Source organism: Corallococcus macrosporus DSM 14697 (genome assembly GCF_002305895.1).
In the GTDB taxonomy this organism is placed as follows: Bacteria; Myxococcota; Myxococcia; order Myxococcales; family Myxococcaceae; genus Myxococcus; species Myxococcus macrosporus.
On sequence record NZ_CP022203.1, the window covers coordinates 7720754 to 7738028 of the forward strand.

Annotated in this window: 15 protein-coding genes; 10 read left to right on the forward strand and 5 right to left on the reverse strand. The window is 72.4% G+C overall.

Going from position 1 to position 17275, the window contains the following annotated elements:
- Position 1: 1 nt before the first annotated feature.
- Positions 2–1555 carry a hypothetical protein gene (locus MYMAC_RS31190; protein WP_170114790.1) on the reverse strand — a complete coding sequence of 518 codons (1554 nt, stop codon included), beginning with the start codon at positions 1553–1555 and terminating at the stop codon, positions 2–4.
- Positions 1556–1845: 290 nt separating this feature from the next.
- On the opposite strand from MYMAC_RS31190, the gene MYMAC_RS31195 reads away from it, so the two are divergent.
- The 6 genes from MYMAC_RS31195 (at position 1846) to MYMAC_RS31220 (ending at position 6631) form a co-directional block, all read left to right on the forward strand.
- Complete coding sequence (locus MYMAC_RS31195; protein WP_095960706.1) at positions 1846–2670, forward strand: helix-turn-helix domain-containing protein; 825 nt, start codon at positions 1846–1848, stop codon at positions 2668–2670.
- A 281-nt stretch (positions 2671–2951) separates the two neighbouring features.
- A complete protein-coding gene (locus MYMAC_RS31200; protein WP_013937890.1) occupies positions 2952–3434 on the forward strand; it encodes a DoxX family protein in 483 nt (160 codons plus the stop codon).
- A gap of 13 nt (positions 3435–3447) precedes the next feature.
- On the forward strand, positions 3448–4446 hold the full coding sequence (locus MYMAC_RS31205) for an aldo/keto reductase family protein (protein ID WP_095961749.1): 999 nt from the start codon (positions 3448–3450) through the stop codon (positions 4444–4446).
- A 207-nt stretch (positions 4447–4653) separates the two neighbouring features.
- Positions 4654–5370: a MotA/TolQ/ExbB proton channel family protein gene (locus MYMAC_RS31210; RefSeq protein WP_095960707.1), complete on the forward strand. Its 717-nt coding sequence runs from the start codon at positions 4654–4656 to the stop codon at positions 5368–5370.
- A 3-nt stretch (positions 5371–5373) separates the two neighbouring features.
- Complete coding sequence (locus MYMAC_RS31215) at positions 5374–5808, forward strand: ExbD/TolR family protein (RefSeq protein ID WP_095960708.1); 435 nt, start codon at positions 5374–5376, stop codon at positions 5806–5808.
- Between the two features lie 16 nt (positions 5809–5824).
- Complete coding sequence (locus tag MYMAC_RS31220) at positions 5825–6631, forward strand: energy transducer TonB (protein ID WP_095960709.1); 807 nt, start codon at positions 5825–5827, stop codon at positions 6629–6631.
- Between the two features lie 10 nt (positions 6632–6641).
- On the opposite strand, the gene MYMAC_RS31225 is transcribed toward MYMAC_RS31220, so the two are convergent.
- Positions 6642–7118, reverse strand: a complete 477-nt coding sequence (locus MYMAC_RS31225; protein WP_013937884.1) for a MarR family winged helix-turn-helix transcriptional regulator — start codon at positions 7116–7118, stop codon at positions 6642–6644.
- A gap of 193 nt (positions 7119–7311) precedes the next feature.
- On the opposite strand from MYMAC_RS31225, the gene MYMAC_RS31230 reads away from it, so the two are divergent.
- Both MYMAC_RS31230 and MYMAC_RS31235 read left to right on the forward strand, forming a co-directional pair.
- Positions 7312–8712 (forward strand): TolC family protein, encoded by a 1401-nt coding sequence (locus tag MYMAC_RS31230; RefSeq protein ID WP_095960710.1) that lies wholly within the window; start codon positions 7312–7314, stop codon positions 8710–8712.
- Between the two features lie 120 nt (positions 8713–8832).
- On the forward strand, positions 8833–9042 hold the full coding sequence (locus tag MYMAC_RS31235; protein ID WP_013937882.1) for a hypothetical protein: 210 nt from the start codon (positions 8833–8835) through the stop codon (positions 9040–9042).
- Positions 9043–9064: 22 nt separating this feature from the next.
- On the opposite strand, the gene MYMAC_RS31240 is transcribed toward MYMAC_RS31235, so the two are convergent.
- Positions 9065–10114 (reverse strand): Rieske 2Fe-2S domain-containing protein, encoded by a 1050-nt coding sequence (locus tag MYMAC_RS31240; protein WP_095960711.1) that lies wholly within the window; start codon positions 10112–10114, stop codon positions 9065–9067.
- A gap of 113 nt (positions 10115–10227) precedes the next feature.
- On the opposite strand from MYMAC_RS31240, the gene MYMAC_RS31245 reads away from it, so the two are divergent.
- A complete protein-coding gene (locus MYMAC_RS31245) occupies positions 10228–11124 on the forward strand; it encodes a DUF547 domain-containing protein (protein ID WP_239989124.1) in 897 nt (298 codons plus the stop codon).
- On the opposite strand, the gene MYMAC_RS31250 is transcribed toward MYMAC_RS31245, so the two are convergent.
- Positions 11069–13918, reverse strand: coding sequence for a cation-translocating P-type ATPase (locus MYMAC_RS31250; RefSeq protein WP_239989125.1), 2850 nt, complete (start codon positions 13916–13918; stop codon positions 11069–11071). The two genes, MYMAC_RS31245 and MYMAC_RS31250, sit on opposite strands and share 56 nt — an antisense overlap.
- Positions 13919–14189: 271 nt before the next feature.
- On the opposite strand from MYMAC_RS31250, the gene MYMAC_RS31255 reads away from it, so the two are divergent.
- Positions 14190–16118: a CBM96 family carbohydrate-binding protein gene (locus MYMAC_RS31255; RefSeq protein WP_239989126.1), complete on the forward strand. Its 1929-nt coding sequence runs from the start codon at positions 14190–14192 to the stop codon at positions 16116–16118.
- Between the two features lie 30 nt (positions 16119–16148).
- Here the strand turns inward: MYMAC_RS31255 and MYMAC_RS31260 are convergent, their stop codons facing one another.
- Positions 16149–17234 (reverse strand): Gfo/Idh/MocA family protein, encoded by a 1086-nt coding sequence (locus tag MYMAC_RS31260; RefSeq protein WP_095960713.1) that lies wholly within the window; start codon positions 17232–17234, stop codon positions 16149–16151.
- Positions 17235–17275: the final 41 nt, after the last annotated feature.

Here is a 17275-nt window from a genome sequence, read left to right on the forward strand (position 1 = left end):
GTCATTGCCCCCTTCCAGACGACTCGCCACCAAAGTACCGCCTCACCATGTCCCGGTTGCGGGGAAGCAGCGGCGCCGCGCCGGGCCCCGCCTTCGCATCGCCCCGCGCCTGGGTGCCCTGCGCGCCGCCCGGCCCCGCGGGCCCCGCCTGCCGCCGCGGGTCCGCGGCCCGCAGGCCCCAGAGCTCCTCGCCCTCGTCACCGCCGCGTCCAGGGGGCAGCGGCTCGAAGGCGAGCCGCCCCGGGTCCATCTCCGCCTCGCCGCCAAAGACGAGCGGCTGGCTGCCGCCTCCGCGCGACACGCCCGCGCCCCCGCGGACGTTGCGGCTCGCGTGGCCCTGCTGCCCCTCGCCGGGCCGACCCTCGCCTTCGGCGCCGTCCGCGCCTTCGCGTCCCGACTGTCCCTGCCCCTGTCGCCCCTGCCCCGCTCCGTCCCGGCCAGGGCGTGAGCGCCGCGCCTGGGCCCCGGCGCGGTCGCGGCCACTCGAATCGAAGCGGTTCTCCAGCGACTGACGCCTCCGCTCCAGGGCCTCGCGCAAGCTGGCAATCTGGTCGGGGGAACCGGAGGCCCGCGCGCGAGCCTGGGCTCGCGCCTCACCGGAGCGGGCGCTCCGCGAGCCCCGCGGACCTTCGGCCCCCTGCGCCCCCTCGCCGGCCGCGTCCGCCCGCGCCGAGTCGCCGTTCCCAGCCTCGTTCGACTCACCGCCCTGCTGCCGCGCGCCCTCCCCATCCGCGCCGGCCTCCCGCCCCGTGGCGCCATCCTCCAGCGCCATCAACGCCTGCTCCAGCGCCTCGCGCTCACGCGTGGCCGCCTCCGCGCCCCCCGCGGCGCCCAGGGCGTCCTCCAGCTCCCCTGCGGCCTCCGCGGCCCGGGCCAGTTGCGCGGCGGCCTCCGCGGCCTGCCCGGCGAGCCGCGCCTCCAACGCATCGGCGGCTTCCCAGTCCCCCGCGTCGAAGCGGCCTTCCGCGACCTCCTCGGCCAGGCGCCGCAGCTCGTCCTCGACGGCCGCCTCCAGCACCTCTTCCTGGGCGAGCGCCTCCGCCCGCGCCTCGACGGCGGCCACCTTCGCCGCGGCGGCGGCATTCACGGGGCGGCTCCGCGGCGCGGGCACGGGCAGCAGGAAGCCCACCGCCGCGAACAGCACCGCGCCCGCGAGCGCGCCGCCCGGGCGCAGCCACTTCACCTCGGGGGGCTTCACCGCGCCCGCGAGCTGATTGACGGCCAGCTCCCACTCCCCCACCGGGCGCTCCAGCCGCGTGAGGAGCAGCCCGCCCGCGTTCGCCGACCGGTCCGCGAGCACCGCCGCGTGCTCCAACGACACGCCTCGGGAGCGGGCGCGCCAGAGCCACGCGCCCAGCCCCAGGGCCAGCAGCGGCGGCAGGGCCCACACGAAGGCGCCGCGCAGGAGGAACCGGGCCAGCACGCAGGCCGTGGCGGTGGCCCACGCGGGGACCACGCCCGCCTCCGCCCACGCCACCGCGTTCAGACGCCGCTGCACGCGCCGGATGGGCGCGAGCACCAAGGCCTGGAAGCGGCGTTCTTCACTGGCAGCCATGAAGCGGCGAGTGTCGGCTACTCAGCCCACTCTCCACAAGCGAGGCGGCGCCCAGCCGTCGCGGCCCGCGTGTGAGCGGTCGCATCCCCTCGTGCATCGACGCCTCCTCTCACCGAACCCGGTCACTGCATCCCGCGCGGGAGGTGTCCACGGCGCCCCATGGACGCGAGGCTGCCTCCAGTGCCGGGATGAGCGGCAAAGACGGCCCGGGCCCCGTCCCACGGGACAGGCAGCGCCCGCCGCGGGGCGCCCACGAGGCAGGGCCCTTGCTGGTAGAACACCGCCTCCGGATGCTCCTTGCCCGCCCTCCCGAGCTGGCGCCCCAGGCGCCCTGGCCCGACATGCCGCTGGTGGTGTGGCCCACCGCGCTCGCGATGTGGGGCCCTGGCGACGCGACGACGAAGCACGCCCACCACGCCATGCACCTGGTGCTCCGCCGGCAGGGCCACCTGTCCGTCCGCGCGCAAGGCATGAAGACCGCCGTGCAGGCGGCGGGCGTGCTCGTGGGGCCGGACGTGCCCCACGCGCTCGACGCGCGCGGCGGCGAGGTCCTCATCCTCTTCGTCGAGCCCGAGAGCGACGACGGCGCCAGGCTCCAGGCCGCGCTCGATGGGCCGCTGCGCCTGTTCGACGGCGCGCGGCGCGACGCGCTCCTCGCGGACCTGCCCCCTTCGGGCGCGCTCGCCCACGAGGCGGTCGGCGGGTGGATGGAGGCCACGCTGGCCTCGCTGTCCGGCACGCCCGCCGCGCCCCAGCGCCTCCACCCGCGGGTGCGCAAGCTCCTGCGCCACCTGCGCGCGGCGGCGGCGCCGGAAGACACCTCGCTCGAAGCCCTGGCCCAGGTCGCCGGCCTGTCGCCCAGCAGGCTGATGCACACGTTCACCGAATCCGTTGGCGTCCCGTTGCGGCCCTATCTCCTGTGGCTCCGGCTCCAGCGAGCCGCGGGGGCCATCGCCGCGGGCCGGACCTTGGGAGAGGCCGCGCACGCGGCTGGCTTCTCGGACGCGGCGCACCTGACGCGCACCTTCCGGCGGATGTTCGGCACCACGCCGTCATCGCTCCAGCGCCGGGGCCCACGCGTCCAGGCGCGGGGCCGCGACGGCGCACCCCGCTGAGCCCCCACTCAGGGCCGCGGCCATTCACGGGACAGGCGCCCCTGAAGCGCGGGTGGCCGCCCCTGGCGCCGCTGCTCGTGAGCGCTCCCCGGCCTCAGCCAGCGCGGGAAGGGGCGGCCGCCCGCGCATCCCTCGACATCACCTCCGTCACGGAACACCGAGCACCGCCCCCGCGACATCGCAGCCAGTTCGTTCAAGCGCGAGCCCACCCCGGCGCCCCATCCTGAAGTCACCGCCACGGCGAGCCAGCACCCGCCACGAGCCCTTCAGAGGAGCGCCCCATGTCCTTCGCCATCCTGCTGCTGTCCTTCTTCCTGCTGCTGCACCTTCCCCCGCTGCGGCGCAGGCCCGCGCTGGCCACGCCCGAGGCGCGCGCCGCCGTGGCCGCGGGGCTCTTCTTCATCGGCGCGGGCGTCATGCACTTCGTCATGCCCGCACGCTACGAAGCCATGATTCCGCCCCAGCTCCCCTCCCCCGCCTTCTGGGTCTTCCTCTCCGGCGCGGCGGAGGTCGCGGGGGGACTGGGCCTGCTGCTGCCGCGCACCCGCCGGCTCGCCGCCCTGGGCCTCATCACCCTGCTGCTGGCCATCCTCCCCGCCAACCTCCACGAGGCCCGGGCCAACACCGCGGCCCACGTGCTGCCCTTCCCGGACTGGTACTTCTGGCTGCGCCTCCCCTTCCAGCTCGTCTACGTCGCCTGGGTGGCGTGGGCCGGCGGCCTGTGGCGTCCGCGAAGCCGTGCGCGCCTTCAGGCCCACGGTTAGGCTCGCGCGCACCATGCACTTCCGAAAGCTCGGCCGCAGCGGCCTCGTCGTCAGTGAGATTTCCTACGGCAACTGGCTCACCCACGGCTCCCAGTTGGAGGAGGAGGCCGCGCTCGCCTGCGTGCGCGCGGCCCTGGACGTGGGCATCACCACCTTCGACACCGCGGACGTGTACGCGGGCACCCGCGCCGAGGAGGTGCTCGGCCGCGCCCTGAAGGGCCAGCGCCGCGCCGGCTACGAGCTCTTCACGAAGGTGTACTGGCCCACCGGCCCCGGGAAGAACGACCGCGGCCTGTCGCGCAAGCACATCCTGGAGAGCATCGACGGCTCGCTGCGCCGGCTCCAGACGGACTACGTGGACCTGTACCAGGCCCACCGCTTCGACGTGGAGACCCCGCTGGAGGAGACGATGCTCGCGTTCGCGGACCTCCTCCGTCAGGGCAAGGTGCTGTACATCGGCGTCTCGGAGTGGACGGGCGAGCAGATTCGCCAGGGCGCCGCGCTGGCCCGCGAGCTGCGCGTGCCCTTCATCTCCAACCAGCCGCAGTACTCCATGCTCCACCGCGTCATTGAACCGGAGGTCATCCCCGCCTCCAACGAAGCGGGCCTGGGCCAGATTGTCTGGTCGCCCATCGCCCAGGGCGTCCTCACCGGCAAGTACCTCCCGGGCCAGCAGCCCCCCGCCGGCAGCCGCGCCACGGACGCCAACGGCGCGCGCTACGGCATCGCCCGCTTCATGACGGATGACGTGCTCACCCGCGTGCAGCAGCTCATCCCGCTGGCGAAGGAGGCCGGCCTCTCCATGGCCCAGCTCGCCGTGGCGTGGGTGCTCCAGAATCCGAGCGTCTCGTCCGCCATCGTCGGCGCCTCCCGGCCGGAGCAGGTGCACGACAACGTGAAGGCCGCGGGCGTGAAGCTGCAGCCCGAGCTGCTGCGCCGCATCGACGCAATCCTCGGTCCCGCCATCGAACGGAACCCGGCCCTCACCGAGGTCCCCGCCCGGCGGCCCTGAACCCGCCCCACCCGGGCGGGCGCCTGAGCGTCCGCTTCCGGGAGGGCCCACGGGAAACGCTTTGGAACCTGAACCGTAGGGAGAGGGCGGCCCCCGGACGGCGCCGTTCCATTTGACTTTCCGCGCCAAGGGAACAACAGATGGGCCCGCGAGTTGGCAACCGGGTTGCGCGTACCCCGCGACCCACATTCACTCAGGCTTCCCTCCATGACGCCCTTCTTCTTCCTGGCCCAGACGAGTCACTCCGAGCTTGGGTGGCTCAGCCGCAAACTGCTCGGCGTGACGCTCACCTCCGCCGAGTGGGTGCTCTGGGTGCTCGTCATCCTGTCGGTGCTCTCCATCGCCATCATGCTGGAGCGCACGGTGTACTTCGCCCGCCACCGGCTGGCGGACTCGGAGGCGCTGGCGGTGCGGCTGGCCCGCGGCGAGTACGACGCGGCCCGCAAGGCCATTGAAGGCAAGACGGGCATGGAGGCCGCCGTCATCCGCGAGGCCCTGGCCTCCGCCGACCAGGGCGCGGACACCGTGGAGCAGGTGATTGCCTCCACCCTGTCGCGCGAGCGTCCCCAGTACGAGCGCTTCCTGTCGTACCTGGGCACGCTGGGCAACAACGCGCCGTTCATCGGGCTGTTCGGCACGGTGCTGGGCATCATCAAGGCCTTCAACGACCTGGGACAGATGAACGCCCAGGGCGGCGGCGGGGCCATGCAGCAGACCGTCATGGCCGGCATCTCCGAGGCGCTCGTCGCCACGGCCGTGGGCCTGGCGGTGGCGATTCCGGCGGTGGTGGCCTTCAACGTCTTCAACCGCCAGCTCAAGACGCTCACCAGCCGCGCCAACGCCCTGGGCTACGCCCTGGTGGGCAGCATGCGCGCGGAGCGCCCCGCGCCCGGCACGGCCGCTCGCGCGGCGGAGGCCCGTTAGGCCATGGCGGGTGGCGCGCAGGACAACGACGACGAAATCACGGGCATCAACGTCACCCCGCTGGTGGACGTGGTGCTGGTGCTGCTCATCATCTTCATGGTGACGGCCAACTTCATCGTCCGCGAGACGGTGGAGGTGGACCTGCCTCGCGCCGCCAACGGCGGTGAGACGGTGCAGGGCCTGGTCAACGTGGTGCTGGACAAGGAGGGCAAGTTCTTCTTCGACGGCGCCGAGGTGACGGAGAAGGAGCTGGAGGCGAAGGTCGCCGAGGCGCTGGCGAAGGACAAGGAGACGCGCGCCATCATCAGCGCCGACCAGTCGATTCCCTACGGCCGTGTCATGCGGCTCATCGACGTGGTGAAGGGCCAGGGCATCGCGAAGTTCGCGCTCAACATCGAGAAGGACGTGGCCCCCGCGGCCGCGCCCGCAACGCCCTGAGGCAAGGCACCAGCGCATGAGTCAGGCGGTCCTCGACAACGCTCCGACGCCCCGACGCGACCGCTCGCTGGCCGTGGTGGGCGCCTTCCTGTTCGTGTCGCTGGGGATTCACGTCGGCGGCTTCTGGGCCCTGGGTGAGGGCGTGGACCGCTCGCGTCCCGCCGCGAAGCGCCCGGTGGAGCTGGTGATGGTGGAGGTGCAGAAGCCGCCCCCGCCCCCGCCGCCCGTCGAGGAGCCCAAGCCGGAGCCCCCCAAGCCCCCGCCGCCCAAGCCCAGGGTGGTGAAGCCCCCGCCGGTGAAGGTGGCCGAAGCGCCCAAGCCCGTCCCCCCGCCGCCGGTGGACGCGCCGCCGCCCCCCAACGACACGCCGCCGCCGGAGCCGCAGGCCAAGCCGCCGCCGCTCATCGTCGGCATGACGATGTCCTCCACCACCAGCGCGGGCTCGTTCGCGGCGCCCGTGGGCAACACCGCCTATGGCAGGACGGGCCCCACCGCGAAGGACCCCAAGGACGTGAAGGGGTACAGCGCGCCGAAGTACGCGCCCATCTACCAGGTGGACTCCGAGCCCACCGTGGCCTCCGAGGTGAAGATTCCCTACCCGGAGGAGGCGCGCCGCGCGGGCGTCGAGGGCACCGTCACGCTGTCCATCGCCATCAGCCACGAGGGCAAGGTGACGGCGGTGAAGATTCTCAAGGGGCCCGGCTACGGCCTCAACGAGGCGGCGCGGGACGCCATCCGCCGCTTCCGCTTCAAGCCCGCAATCAAGGGCGGCGAGCCCGTGGCCACGGAGATGAAGTACTCGTACACCTTCCTGCTGGACTGACGTGGGGCGCCTACTGGGCGCCCAGCGCGCGGCGCATGATGTCGCGCAGCGCGCACAGGTCCTCCTCCGGCAGGCCGCAGATGGCCTCCGGCGGCTCGAAGATGCGCTCCAGCAGCCGCTCGCGCAGCGCCGCGCCGTCCTCCGTCAGCACCAGCATCTTCACCCGCCGGTCCTGCTCGGAGCTGCGGCGCACCACCAGCCCGCGCGCCTCCATCCGGTCCACCAGCCCCGTCACGTTGGACGCGTCGCACGACAGGTACGCGGCCAGGGTGCTCATGGCCAGCGGCCCCTCCCCAAGCTGCCGCAGCACGTGCGCCTGCACCGGCGACAACTCAAACTCCGCCGCCAGGGCGGGGAAGTTGCGCATGTGTGTGTGCATCAGCTCGAAGAGGAGCGTCCACGCCTGGCGCGGCAGGTCACCCGCGGGCCCGGCCCGCACATCCTCCGGCTTCGTCTTCCGCTCCAACTGCTCGCCGCTCCCGTTCATATCCCCATGGTAAGTCACCTGAACCACCTAAACAATTGACTTCATCAACTATTGAGAGCTACTACATTCCGGAGCTTCCAAATTCGGACGTCATGGACTATGGCTGCCGACCCGAGGCTGAACCCGTAGCAAGTCCATCCCGGACGCAGTGGCCCCCGCGCCGGCGCGGGCCCTTCAGGAGGTAGAGGCGGTCATGAGTTCATTCCTGGCGTTGTCCCTGGCGGCCACCCTGGCCGCGGCACCGCCCACGCTGACCCTGGAGGACGCGCTCAACCGCGCCCGCAAGGAGAACCTGGACCTCAAGGCGGCGCAGGCCCGGCTCACGCAGGCGGACACCGCGTCGAGGAAGGCCTGGGCCGGCTACCTGCCCAACGTCAGCGTCAACGGCGCCGTCATCCGCAACTCCATCGAAGCGGTGATTCCCGCGGGTCCGCTCGCGCCGGTGGAAATCGTCATCCAGCCGCGGGTGCAGTTGCAGGCCCAGGGGCAGGTGCGGCAGGCCATCATCGCCCCTCAGCTCTGGGCCGGCATCCAGGCCGCCTACAAGGCGGAGCGGGTCGCCGAGCTCAACGTGGAGCAGGCGCGGCGCGAAATCTTCTTCGGCGTGGCGCAGGCGTACTACGGCACCGTCGCGCAGGGGCAGGCCATCGCGGTGCAGGAGCGGCTGGTGGAGCTCAACAGCGCGCGCGCCAAGGACACGAAGGTCCGCTTCGAGGCGGGCACGGTGACGCGCGTGGCGCTGCTGCGCGCCGAGCAGGACCTGGCCCGCGCGGAGCAGGACCTCATCCGCGCGCGCAACGCGGAGGCGGCCGCCAAGCTGGTGCTGGCCACGCTGCTGGCGCTGGACGACCCGAACTTCGACGTGGCCCCGCCGCCCGAGCCCCAGGTGCCGGAGAAGACGGACACCGAGGCGCTCGTCGAGCGCTCGCTCGAGCAGCGCGCGGACGTCGCCGCGGCGCGTGAGTCCGTGGAGCTGGCGCAAATCAACAAGCGCGGCGTGTGGCTCAGCTACCTGCCCAACGTGCAGGTCTCCGGCACCTACAACATCAGCAACGCGGCGGGCCTCGTCGGCTCCAACCGCATCTGGCTCATCACCCTGGGCGCGAGCTGGACGCTGTGGGACGGCGGCCTGCGGGAGGCCAACCTGCAGGAGGCCTCGGGGGTCATCGCGGAGAACCGGGCCCTGCAGCGCAAGGCGGAGCTCACCGCGCGCCAGGAGGTGAACACCGCGCAGCTGGATTTGGAGAGCGCCCTGGCCAACCGCTTCAAGGCCGCGCAGGCCGTGGAGCTGGCGCGTGAGTCCCAGCGCCTCACCGAGGTCGCCTTCAAGGAAGGCGTGGCCACCTACCTGGAGGTCGCGGACGCGAACACCGCGCTGACGTCGGCGGAGATTGGCCTGGTGGGTGAGCGCCTCCAGGCCTCGCTCGCCGCCCTGCGCCTGATGCGCGCGGTGGGGGCGTTCGGCGCCCGCCCGCTGACGGCGGACCTCAAGGTGGAGGAGTCGGAGGCCCCGTTCCTCCAGCCGCTGCCGGAGCAGACGCAGCCGACGCAGCAGCCCCCCCAGGAAGCACCGGCGGACGCGCCCCGGCAGTAGTCATTCCCAGGCGCCGGGCCGCCCGCCAGGGAAGGCGGGCGGCGAGCGCCGGTTGTGAGCCGCCACCGCCAACCCCACCCTCGTGAAGAGGCCACGTGCCTCTTTCCCGAGGAGGACGTCATGGCGGAAGGCCAGTGGGGCAACTGCAAGGGCTGCCGTTACTTCGCCAACCAGAATCCCCAGAGCGCCAGCGAGACGCACCGCTGCATGCAGCCGGAGCTGTCCGAGTTCGAGCTGGAGGTCTCAGGGGAGAGCGGCTGCAACGCCTACGAGGCGCGCACCGGCGTGAGCACTCCGGCGTACGAAGAGCCCGCCCCCTCCCTGCACTGAGCGCGAGCCCGCCCCGGGGCCCTCAGCGGCCCGGGGCCTCGCGGGCGAGCGGCACCACGGCGCCCGTCCTCTTCGGGCCGGCGCCGTAGTAGATGCGCTCCAGCAGCCGCCGCTGGTGCACCAGGGGCGTGTCGAAGCGGTCCAACCGCATCCCCTTGTGGCTGTACGGCGTGTCCGCCACGGTGGCGATGAAGCGCGCGTCGTCCCGCACCTCCCACCACGTCAGGGCCATGGCCGCCCGCGCCGCCACGGGGAGCAGCGGACGCACCAGGGGCTGCTCGGTGCGCAGGAAGGAGAAGACGTGCAGGCGCGTGGTGCGCGCCGTCTCCGGCACGAAGAAGATGTTGGCGCGGGTGATGAAGGGGCGTGGAGCGCCGTCCGGCGCCACCCATTGGATGGTGTACTGGCTGCGCACCGGGTCGAAGCGCGTCACCCAGTCGTTCTGGAAGAAGTCCCCCTCCCGCACGCCCAGCACCTTCATCATGGGCGCGGGCCGCTGCGGGGCGCGGTAATGCACCTCCGTGCGGTCCTCCAGGTTGCGCGCCTCGAACTCCACGCGGCCCGCGTTCGCGTCATCCCAGCCCAGGCGGGTGTGGACGTAGGGCGTGTGCTCGTCCTCGCTGAAGTTGTCGAGCGACACGTGCAGCGGCGCCGCGAAGTGCGTGGAGAACGCGCCGCCGAAGACGTAGCCCTCGTCGCCCATGTCGGGCATCGCCGAAAGCGGGGTGTCCCGCTCGGCCAGCCAGAGGTAGCCGTAGCGCTCCACCACCTGGAAGCCGCGCGCGTCGCAGTGGCGCAGCTCCGGCTGGCTGGGGTTGCTGCCGCGCCCCTGCGCGTCGAAGCGCCAGCCGTGGTACGGGCACTGGAGCCGGCCATCCGCGCGCACCGTGCCCTTGGACAGGGGCGCGAAGCGGTGGGGACAGGCATCCGCGAGCGCCGCGGCCTGCCCGGAGCCATCCCGGAAGAGCGCGTAGGCCCGGCCCGCCACCTCCACGCGGACCGGCTTGCTGCCCAACGCGCGGGCGGAGAGCACCGGGTGGAAGTGACGGATGACCTTGGGGGTAGGCTCCATGAAGGCCCAGTATAGGTCCACGGCTATCCCGCTTTGGAATGGACTCCGAGTTACGCGGGCTGAACTGGAGGGCCGGGCAGCGCGCCTTCCCCCTGGGCTATGATTTCCGCCCCGTGGCCACTCCCTCCACTCCTCGCCGCCGTCTCTCCCTCATCGCCGTGCTGCTGGCCGTGGCCGCGCTGCTGGGCGCGGGAGGCGCGCTCCACGTGCAGGGGTTGCTGCCCGCGCGGGTGCCCTCCGCCAACAGCCCGTTCAGCTACCACGACTATGAGAAGGTGCTGCGGCACGTGCGGCCCGACGGGGACGTGGACTTCGCCTCGGTGGGCCGCGAGCGGAAGACGCTGGACGCCTTCGTCGCCTCGCTGGCGTCGTTCTCCCCGCACAACCGGCCGGACGTCTTCCCCACGCCGGAGGACGCGCTGGCCTACTGGCTCAACACCTACAACGCGCTGGTGCTCCAGCAGGTGGTGGACGGCTACCCGTACCTGGAGACGGTGCAGCAGCCCCTGTTCGGGCGCTTCTTCTGGGGCCGCTCCTGGCCGGTGGGCGGCGAGCGGCTGACGCTGTGGGCGCTGAAGAACCGCGTGCTGCGCCGCGAGTTCGCCGACCCGCGCATCCACCTGGCGCTGTTCCAGGCGGCGCGCGGCGGCCCCAGGCTGGACGGCTCGCACTTCCAGCCGGAGTTCCTGGACTCGCAGCTCAACGAGGCCGGGCGCCGCTTCGTGGGGGACCGGCGCAACGTGCGGCTGGAGCGCGACACCGTCTACCTGGCGTCGCTCTTCGACGAGTACCGCGAGGACTTCCTCGCCGCGCTGCCCGAGGGCCGCGGCGGCAACGTGCTCCAGTTCGTCTGGGCCTTCCTGCCGGACACCTGCGAGGAGCGGCCGGGCTGCGACACCCGCAGTGACTTGGACCGCGCCTGCGGCCCCCGGCTGGACCAGTGCCGCGTCGCCTTCATGGCGCAGGACTGGACGTTGCCAGACGCCGCCGCTCGCGCCGCCCGGCCCTGAGCGCCGGAGGGGGCGCGCGGGTGTCCTCCTTGCGCTGCCGCAGCCACTTCTCCAGCCCCACCACGGGCAGCACCACCGCGCCGACGAGGATGGACAGGCCCACGTCCTTCAGCCCCAGCGGCGCGGTGCCGAACACGCGCTGCATGAAGGGCAGGTACATGAAGGCCACCTGGAGCAGCACCAGCAGGCCCATGCCCACGAACACCGTGCGGTTGCTGAAGAGGCCCACCTTGCGCACCGAGCCCTTCAGGCTGCGGCACATGAACAGGTAGAACATCTGGAAGCTGATGACGGTGTTCACCGCCATCGTCTGCGCCTCCGCCAGCGCGTGCGCTTGCCCGGTGCGAGGAATGTCCCGGCGGAACTCCCACAGGAAGAGGCCGATGGCGCCCGCCGCCATGAGCAGCGCCACCAGGCCGGTGCGCATCAGCACGAAGTGGCTCAGCACCGGGGCCGCCGGGTCCCTGGGGGGCCGGCGCATGACATCCGGCTCGCGCGCCTCGAAGGCCAGGGGCAGCGCCAGCGACACCGTGGCCACCAGGTTTATCCAGAGGAGCTGCGTGGGCAGCATGGCCATGAGCGGCACCAGCCGGCCCTGCACCTCTTGAATGGGGAAGAGGGACACGCCGAACAACAGGATGAGCGCCAGGCCCAGGTTGGTGGGCAGCACGAAGGCCAGGGACTTGATGAGGTTGTCGTAGACGCGCCGCCCCTCCTCCACCGCCGCGACGATGGAGGCGAAGTTGTCGTCCGTCAGCACGATGTCCGCCGCGTCCTTCGCCACCGCCGTGCCGGTGATGCCCATGGCCACGCCGATGTTGGCCTGCTTGAGCGCGGGCGCGTCATTGACGCCGTCCCCCGTCATGGCCACCACGTGCTGCCGGCGCTGGAGCGCGCGCACCAGCCGCAGCTTGTGCTCGGGTGCCACGCGCGCGAAGACGTTGGAGCGGCGGGCCACCTCCTCCAGCGCCGCGTCCTCCGTGGCGGCGAGCTGCGCGCCGGTGACGCCCTTCTCTTCCTCCGGCTTCAGCAACCCGAGCTGCGCGCCGATGGCCACCGCCGTGGCCGGGTGGTCGCCGGTAATCATCTTCACGGTGATGCCCGCCTCGTGGCAGGCGCGCACCGCGGCCATGGCCTCCTCGCGCGGCGGGTCAATCATCCCCTCCAGGCCCAGCAGCCGCAGGCCGCCTTCCACGTCCTCCATGCGCAGCGCGGCGTGGGACACCGACACGTCCCGGCACGCCACCGCGAGCACCCGCATGCCCTGCCGCGCCAGGCCGTCCACCTCCGCCAGCACCGTGTCGGACGTGACGTGATCCTCCAGGGCGCAGCGGCGCAGCACCACCTCCGGCGCGCCCTTGAGCAGGATGCGGCGGCCGCCCTGCCCATCGTCATGGAGGGTGGCCATGAACTGGTTCTCCGACTCGAAGGGGATGGCGTCCACGCGCGGGTGCTCCGCCCGCGCCTCCTCCACGGGCATGCCCGCCTTCTCCGCCGCCACCAGGAGCGCGGCCTCCGTGGGGTCGCCCGTCATGTCCCACTGCCCGTCGCGGTGCTGGAGCGCGGCGTCGTTGCACAGCGCGCCCGCCAGCAGCAGCTCGAGGACCTCTGGCGGCGGCGCGTCCAGGCGCGCGCCGTCCCGGGACAGCTCGCCCTTGGGCGAATAGCCCACGCCGCTGAGCGCGTAGCGCCCGGTGGCGGTCCACAGGGCCCGCACCGTCATCTCGTTGCGGGTGAGGGTGCCCGTCTTGTCCGTGCAGATGACGGTGGTGCTGCCCAGCGTCTCCACCGCGGGCAGCTTGCGGATGACGGCCCGCCGGGCGGCCATGCGTTGCACGCCAATGGCCAGGGCGATGGTGACGATGGCGGGCAGGCCCTCCGGGATGGCGGCGACGGCCAGGGTAATGGCCACCACCACGGCCTCGCTCACCGCGTAGCCGCGCACCAGCCCCACCACCAGCAGCGCGGCGGAAATCACCAGGATGCCCAGGGTGATGTACTTGCCGATGACGGCCAGGGCCTTGGTCAGCGGCGTCTGGAGGTCGGTGGCCTCGCGCAGCAGCGTGGAGATGCGGCCCAGCTCGGTGGCCTGCCCGGTGGCCACCACCACCGCGGTGGCGGAGCCGGACGTCACCAGGGTGCCGCCGAAGAGCAGGCTGGCGCGGTCTCCCAGCTCGGCGTCCTCCGGCACGGGGGCCACGGCCTTCTGCGCGGGGACGGACTCGCCCGTGAGCGCGGCCTCCTCCACCGTGAGGTTGCGCGCGGTGAGCAGGCGCATGTCCGCGGGCACCTTGTCCCCTGGCGCCAGCTCCATGACGTCCCCTGGCACGCCTTGCGCCGCGGGCACCCGCGCCTTGCGGCCCGCGCGAATCACCGTGGCGTTCTCCGGCACCATCCGGCTGAGCGACTCAATGGCCTTGCCCGCCCGGAACTCCTGCACGAAGCCGATGAGGGTGTTGAGCACCACCACCGCGGCCACCACCAGCCCGTCCGTCACCTTCCCCATGATGACGGCCAGCACCGAGGAGGCGATGAGCACCCAGATGAAGGGGCTGTTCACCTGCCGCCACAGCAGCTTCAGCGGGCCATCCCCCCGGGCGCGCTCCAGCACGTTGGGCCCGTGACGCGCCAGGCGCGCCTCCGCCTCCTCGTCCGTCAGCCCCTCCGCCGTGCTCCCGAGCGTCGTCAGCACCTGGTCCGGCGGCAGCGCGTGCCACGGGGGCTTGGCGCTGGCAGGCGGCCTGGCGGGCGCTGGTGCAGCCGGTCGTGCGGGTGCGGAGGGCTGATCTTTCATCCGGTGGCTCCTTCCAACCCAATCTGGCAACGGTCGCGCGCATCTCCACCTGGGCAGGGGGCGGGTGGACAACACACTGCCCTCCAGGGCCATTGTTCCGGACAGCCAGGGAAAGAAAGGCGTCCGCCGAGGATGGACAGGGTCGAACCCCACACGAGCTTCCGCACCATGAGGACGCCTGCCACTGGCACCGCGAGTGCAATCACTTTGCAACGGACAATGGGTCCGGGAGGCGCAAGTGATTGTGAGGCGGTGGAGAGTGGGATTGGGCGTGTTGCCCATCCTGGGGGTGGCGGTGGGGTGTGGCGGCGGTGGGGCGGAGGAGGCCGGAGGCCAACGGGCCCAGGCCGCGGCGGTGGAGGCGCGGGCGCTTCCACCTGGCTGCGAGGACCTGGGCCGTGAATACAACAGCACGGCGCACACGGTGAGCGACACCTACGTCGTCCAGGGCGCGCCGGACACGCCCCACGGCACGTCCCCGGTCCTCATCTCCGATGGAAACCCACGGCAGGAGGCCTACCTGCGCTTCCGGGTGGACAACGCGACGACCGCCACCATCCTCCAGGCGACGTTGAGGCTCTACGCCGTGGACGGCTCGCGCGACGGCCCCGCCGTGTACGCCACCAGCGCGGATTGGGGCATCCACGCCCTGACGTGGAACAACCGGCCCCCTCCCATCGGCGAGCCCCTGGCGAACGTGGGCCCCATCGCCTCTGGCACCTTCGTGGAATACGACGTCACGGCCCACGTGACGGGGAATGGCCTGCACAGCTTCGCGCTCGTGCCCGAGGTGGGCGACGGGACGGACTTCGCGTCGACCCGATTCTCCGTCTACAACCAGCGCCCCGAGCTGCGACTGCGCATGCGAGAAACAGTGCCCCGGTGCCAGTACTGGGGCACGGGTGGCACCGTCACCCAGGTGCTCCGCGGCGGCGAGCACGCCAACGCGCTGGCCACGGACAGCAGCGGCGGCTTCGCCACCTTGAGCACGGTCCACTACGACGACGCACCCTATGGGACGGGGTTGCGGCTGACGCGCTACGACGCGAACGGCTCCTCGGTGTGGACGCGGGACTATCCCCAGCCGGGGAACTGGCTGACGCTCGGAGGGCTCGTGCTCACGCCGCTGGGCAACCTGCTCGTGCACGGCCAATACACGGGCGAGCTGGACTTCGGCGCCGGCCCCATCCCCGGAACAGGCGCGGGCTCGCACGGCTTCTTCGTCGCCAAGTTCAGCCCCACCGGTCAGTTCGTCTGGGCCAGGTCCTTCCGCTCGGTCGTCAACGACCAGGGGACGGTGACCCAGGGACAGCTCCTGGCCAACGGCATCGCCACCGATGCGAACGGAAGCCTCATCCTCACCGGTGAGTTCACGGGCCAGATGGACTTGGGGGGCGGCATCCTGGACGCGGGCCCGTCCACCCATCCGCCCAGCGGATACCGGGGGATGTTCCTCGCGAAGTTCTCCTGGGAAGGGAACCACCTGTGGTCCCACGCCTTCGCCGCGAGCGCGGACGGCGGCACCCAGGGGCTCGCCGTGGCGGCCGACAGCCAGGGCCACGTCCTGGTCGGAGGGAACACCAGCGGCACCAACCCGCTGGGCTCCGCCGCACCGCAGACGCCCTTCATCGCGCGCTTCCTCCCCACCGGTGAACTTCAATGGGCGCGCCGGCTCGACGGGACGACGGGCAGCATCAGGGGCGTGGCGGCGATGCCAGATGACGCCGTGGCGTTCAGTGGGCACGTCCGAGGCACCTTCACCTTCGCGGGCAACGCCCTGACGGCGCCTGTCGACTGGCCGGACATGGTGCTGGGCGTGCTGGAGACCTCCTCGACGGACCGCTGGGGGCGCCTGTATGGCGGCGACGAGGGTGAATACAGCCGCGGCCTCGTCGTGGACGCGCAGGGCAACCTGGTGACGACGGGCCTCTTCAACTCCAGGACCGACCTGGGCGGCGGCACCTTGAATCCCTACGAGGCCGGCGAGGTGAACCCCTATGTCGCCAGCTACGGGCCCGACGGCAGCCACCGCTGGTCTCGCGCCATGGGTGAAGGACTGATTCCAACGCTGCTGGGCCTGACACCTTCGGGGGAGACGTTCTTCGGCGGATACCTCCTGGAGTCGGAGCCCATCCGCGTGGACCAGACGAACTACTCCTCCGATGACGGCTTCACCTTCCTCCTGAGGCTGTCGCCCTGAAGCCCGCCGAGTCCTCCGGGATGAAGAGGCTCACGTCCCGGAGGCCAGGCGAACCCACCGGCGCTCCGCATGAGAGCGCCGGGCGGCGTCCAGCACCCGCTGGTTGAGCCAGCCGTCCTCCAACGTGGCCGCGTCCTCCACCGAGGCGCGGCCTTCGCGCAGGGCCCGCGTCAGCGCCTCCGCCAGCAGCAGGAAGCCGCGCGCCCATTCGTTGTCCGGCAGCCCGGGAGGCAGCGGCGGCTCCTCGGGAAGCGCCACCCGCTCCCAGGCGCGCGTGCCCACCGTGGAGCGCCACAGCTCGCGGCCCTCCACGCGCAGGCCCCCGCGCTCGCACGACACCTCGACGCCGTGGACGGGCTTGCCAGGTGACACCATCGACAGCTCGATGGCGGCGGTCGTCGCGCCGAAGCGGAGCAGCAGCCGCGCTTCGTCGTCGCTCGTCACCGGGCGCGGCTGCCCCGTGCGTGCATCGGGCCGCTCGGGGGTGTGCGTGGCCAGCTCGCCCAGCACCTCGTCGGGCTCCGAGCCCAGCATGAAGCGCAGCGTGTCCACCGCGTGCGAGCCGATGGCGCCCAGCAGGCCGCCTCCTCGCGCAGCGTCCGACCACCAGTCCCACGGCCGCTCCGGCGAGGCGCGGTTGTCGTTGCGGTAATCGACACGCGCGCCGCGCACCGCGCCCAGCTCGCCGGAGCGCAGCAACTCCCGCATCCGCCGCCGCGCGGGCAGGAAGCGCAGCTCATGGTCCAGGAGCGACAGGACGCGCCGCTCACGCGCCGCGCGCCACATGGCCTCTGCCTCCCGCGCGTCCAGCGCGGTGGGCTTCTCGCACAGCACGGCCTTGCCCGCCTCCAGCGCGGCCAGGGTGATGTCCCGGTGCAGCGCTGGCGGCGTGGAGACGAACACGCACTCCACCTCCGGCCGCGCCACCACCTCCCGCCAGTCCGTCGTCACGTGCGGCACCCCCAACTGGCGGCCCGCCTCCTCCACCTTCTCCCGCCGCGCGCTGGCCAGGCTCACCACCTCCACGCCGGGCAGCGCTCGCAGCGCGGGAATCTGCGTGGTGCGCGCGAAGCCCGCGCCAATGACACCCATCCGAACCGTGCGAGCCGTGGACATTTCCGTCTCCCTTGAAGCGATGACGCGTCGCGCAGGCTGAG

Coding starts and splice junctions, on each gene's coding strand:
- MYMAC_RS31190 (WP_170114790.1), bottom strand. CDS start 1,555: ATGGCTGCCAGTGAAGAACGCCGCTTCCAGGCCTTGGTGCTCGCGCCC.
- MYMAC_RS31195 (WP_095960706.1), top strand. CDS start 1,846: ATGCTCCTTGCCCGCCCTCCCGAGCTGGCGCCCCAGGCGCCCTGGCCC.
- MYMAC_RS31200 (WP_013937890.1), top strand. CDS start 2,952: ATGTCCTTCGCCATCCTGCTGCTGTCCTTCTTCCTGCTGCTGCACCTT.
- MYMAC_RS31205 (WP_095961749.1), top strand. CDS start 3,448: ATGCACTTCCGAAAGCTCGGCCGCAGCGGCCTCGTCGTCAGTGAGATT.
- MYMAC_RS31210 (WP_095960707.1), top strand. CDS start 4,654: ATGACGCCCTTCTTCTTCCTGGCCCAGACGAGTCACTCCGAGCTTGGG.
- MYMAC_RS31215 (WP_095960708.1), top strand. CDS start 5,374: ATGGCGGGTGGCGCGCAGGACAACGACGACGAAATCACGGGCATCAAC.
- MYMAC_RS31220 (WP_095960709.1), top strand. CDS start 5,825: ATGAGTCAGGCGGTCCTCGACAACGCTCCGACGCCCCGACGCGACCGC.
- MYMAC_RS31225 (WP_013937884.1), bottom strand. CDS start 7,118: ATGAACGGGAGCGGCGAGCAGTTGGAGCGGAAGACGAAGCCGGAGGAT.
- MYMAC_RS31230 (WP_095960710.1), top strand. CDS start 7,312: ATGAGTTCATTCCTGGCGTTGTCCCTGGCGGCCACCCTGGCCGCGGCA.
- MYMAC_RS31235 (WP_013937882.1), top strand. CDS start 8,833: ATGGCGGAAGGCCAGTGGGGCAACTGCAAGGGCTGCCGTTACTTCGCC.
- MYMAC_RS31240 (WP_095960711.1), bottom strand. CDS start 10,114: ATGGAGCCTACCCCCAAGGTCATCCGTCACTTCCACCCGGTGCTCTCC.
- MYMAC_RS31250 (WP_239989125.1), bottom strand. CDS start 13,918: ATGAAAGATCAGCCCTCCGCACCCGCACGACCGGCTGCACCAGCGCCC.
- MYMAC_RS31260 (WP_095960713.1), bottom strand. CDS start 17,234: ATGTCCACGGCTCGCACGGTTCGGATGGGTGTCATTGGCGCGGGCTTC.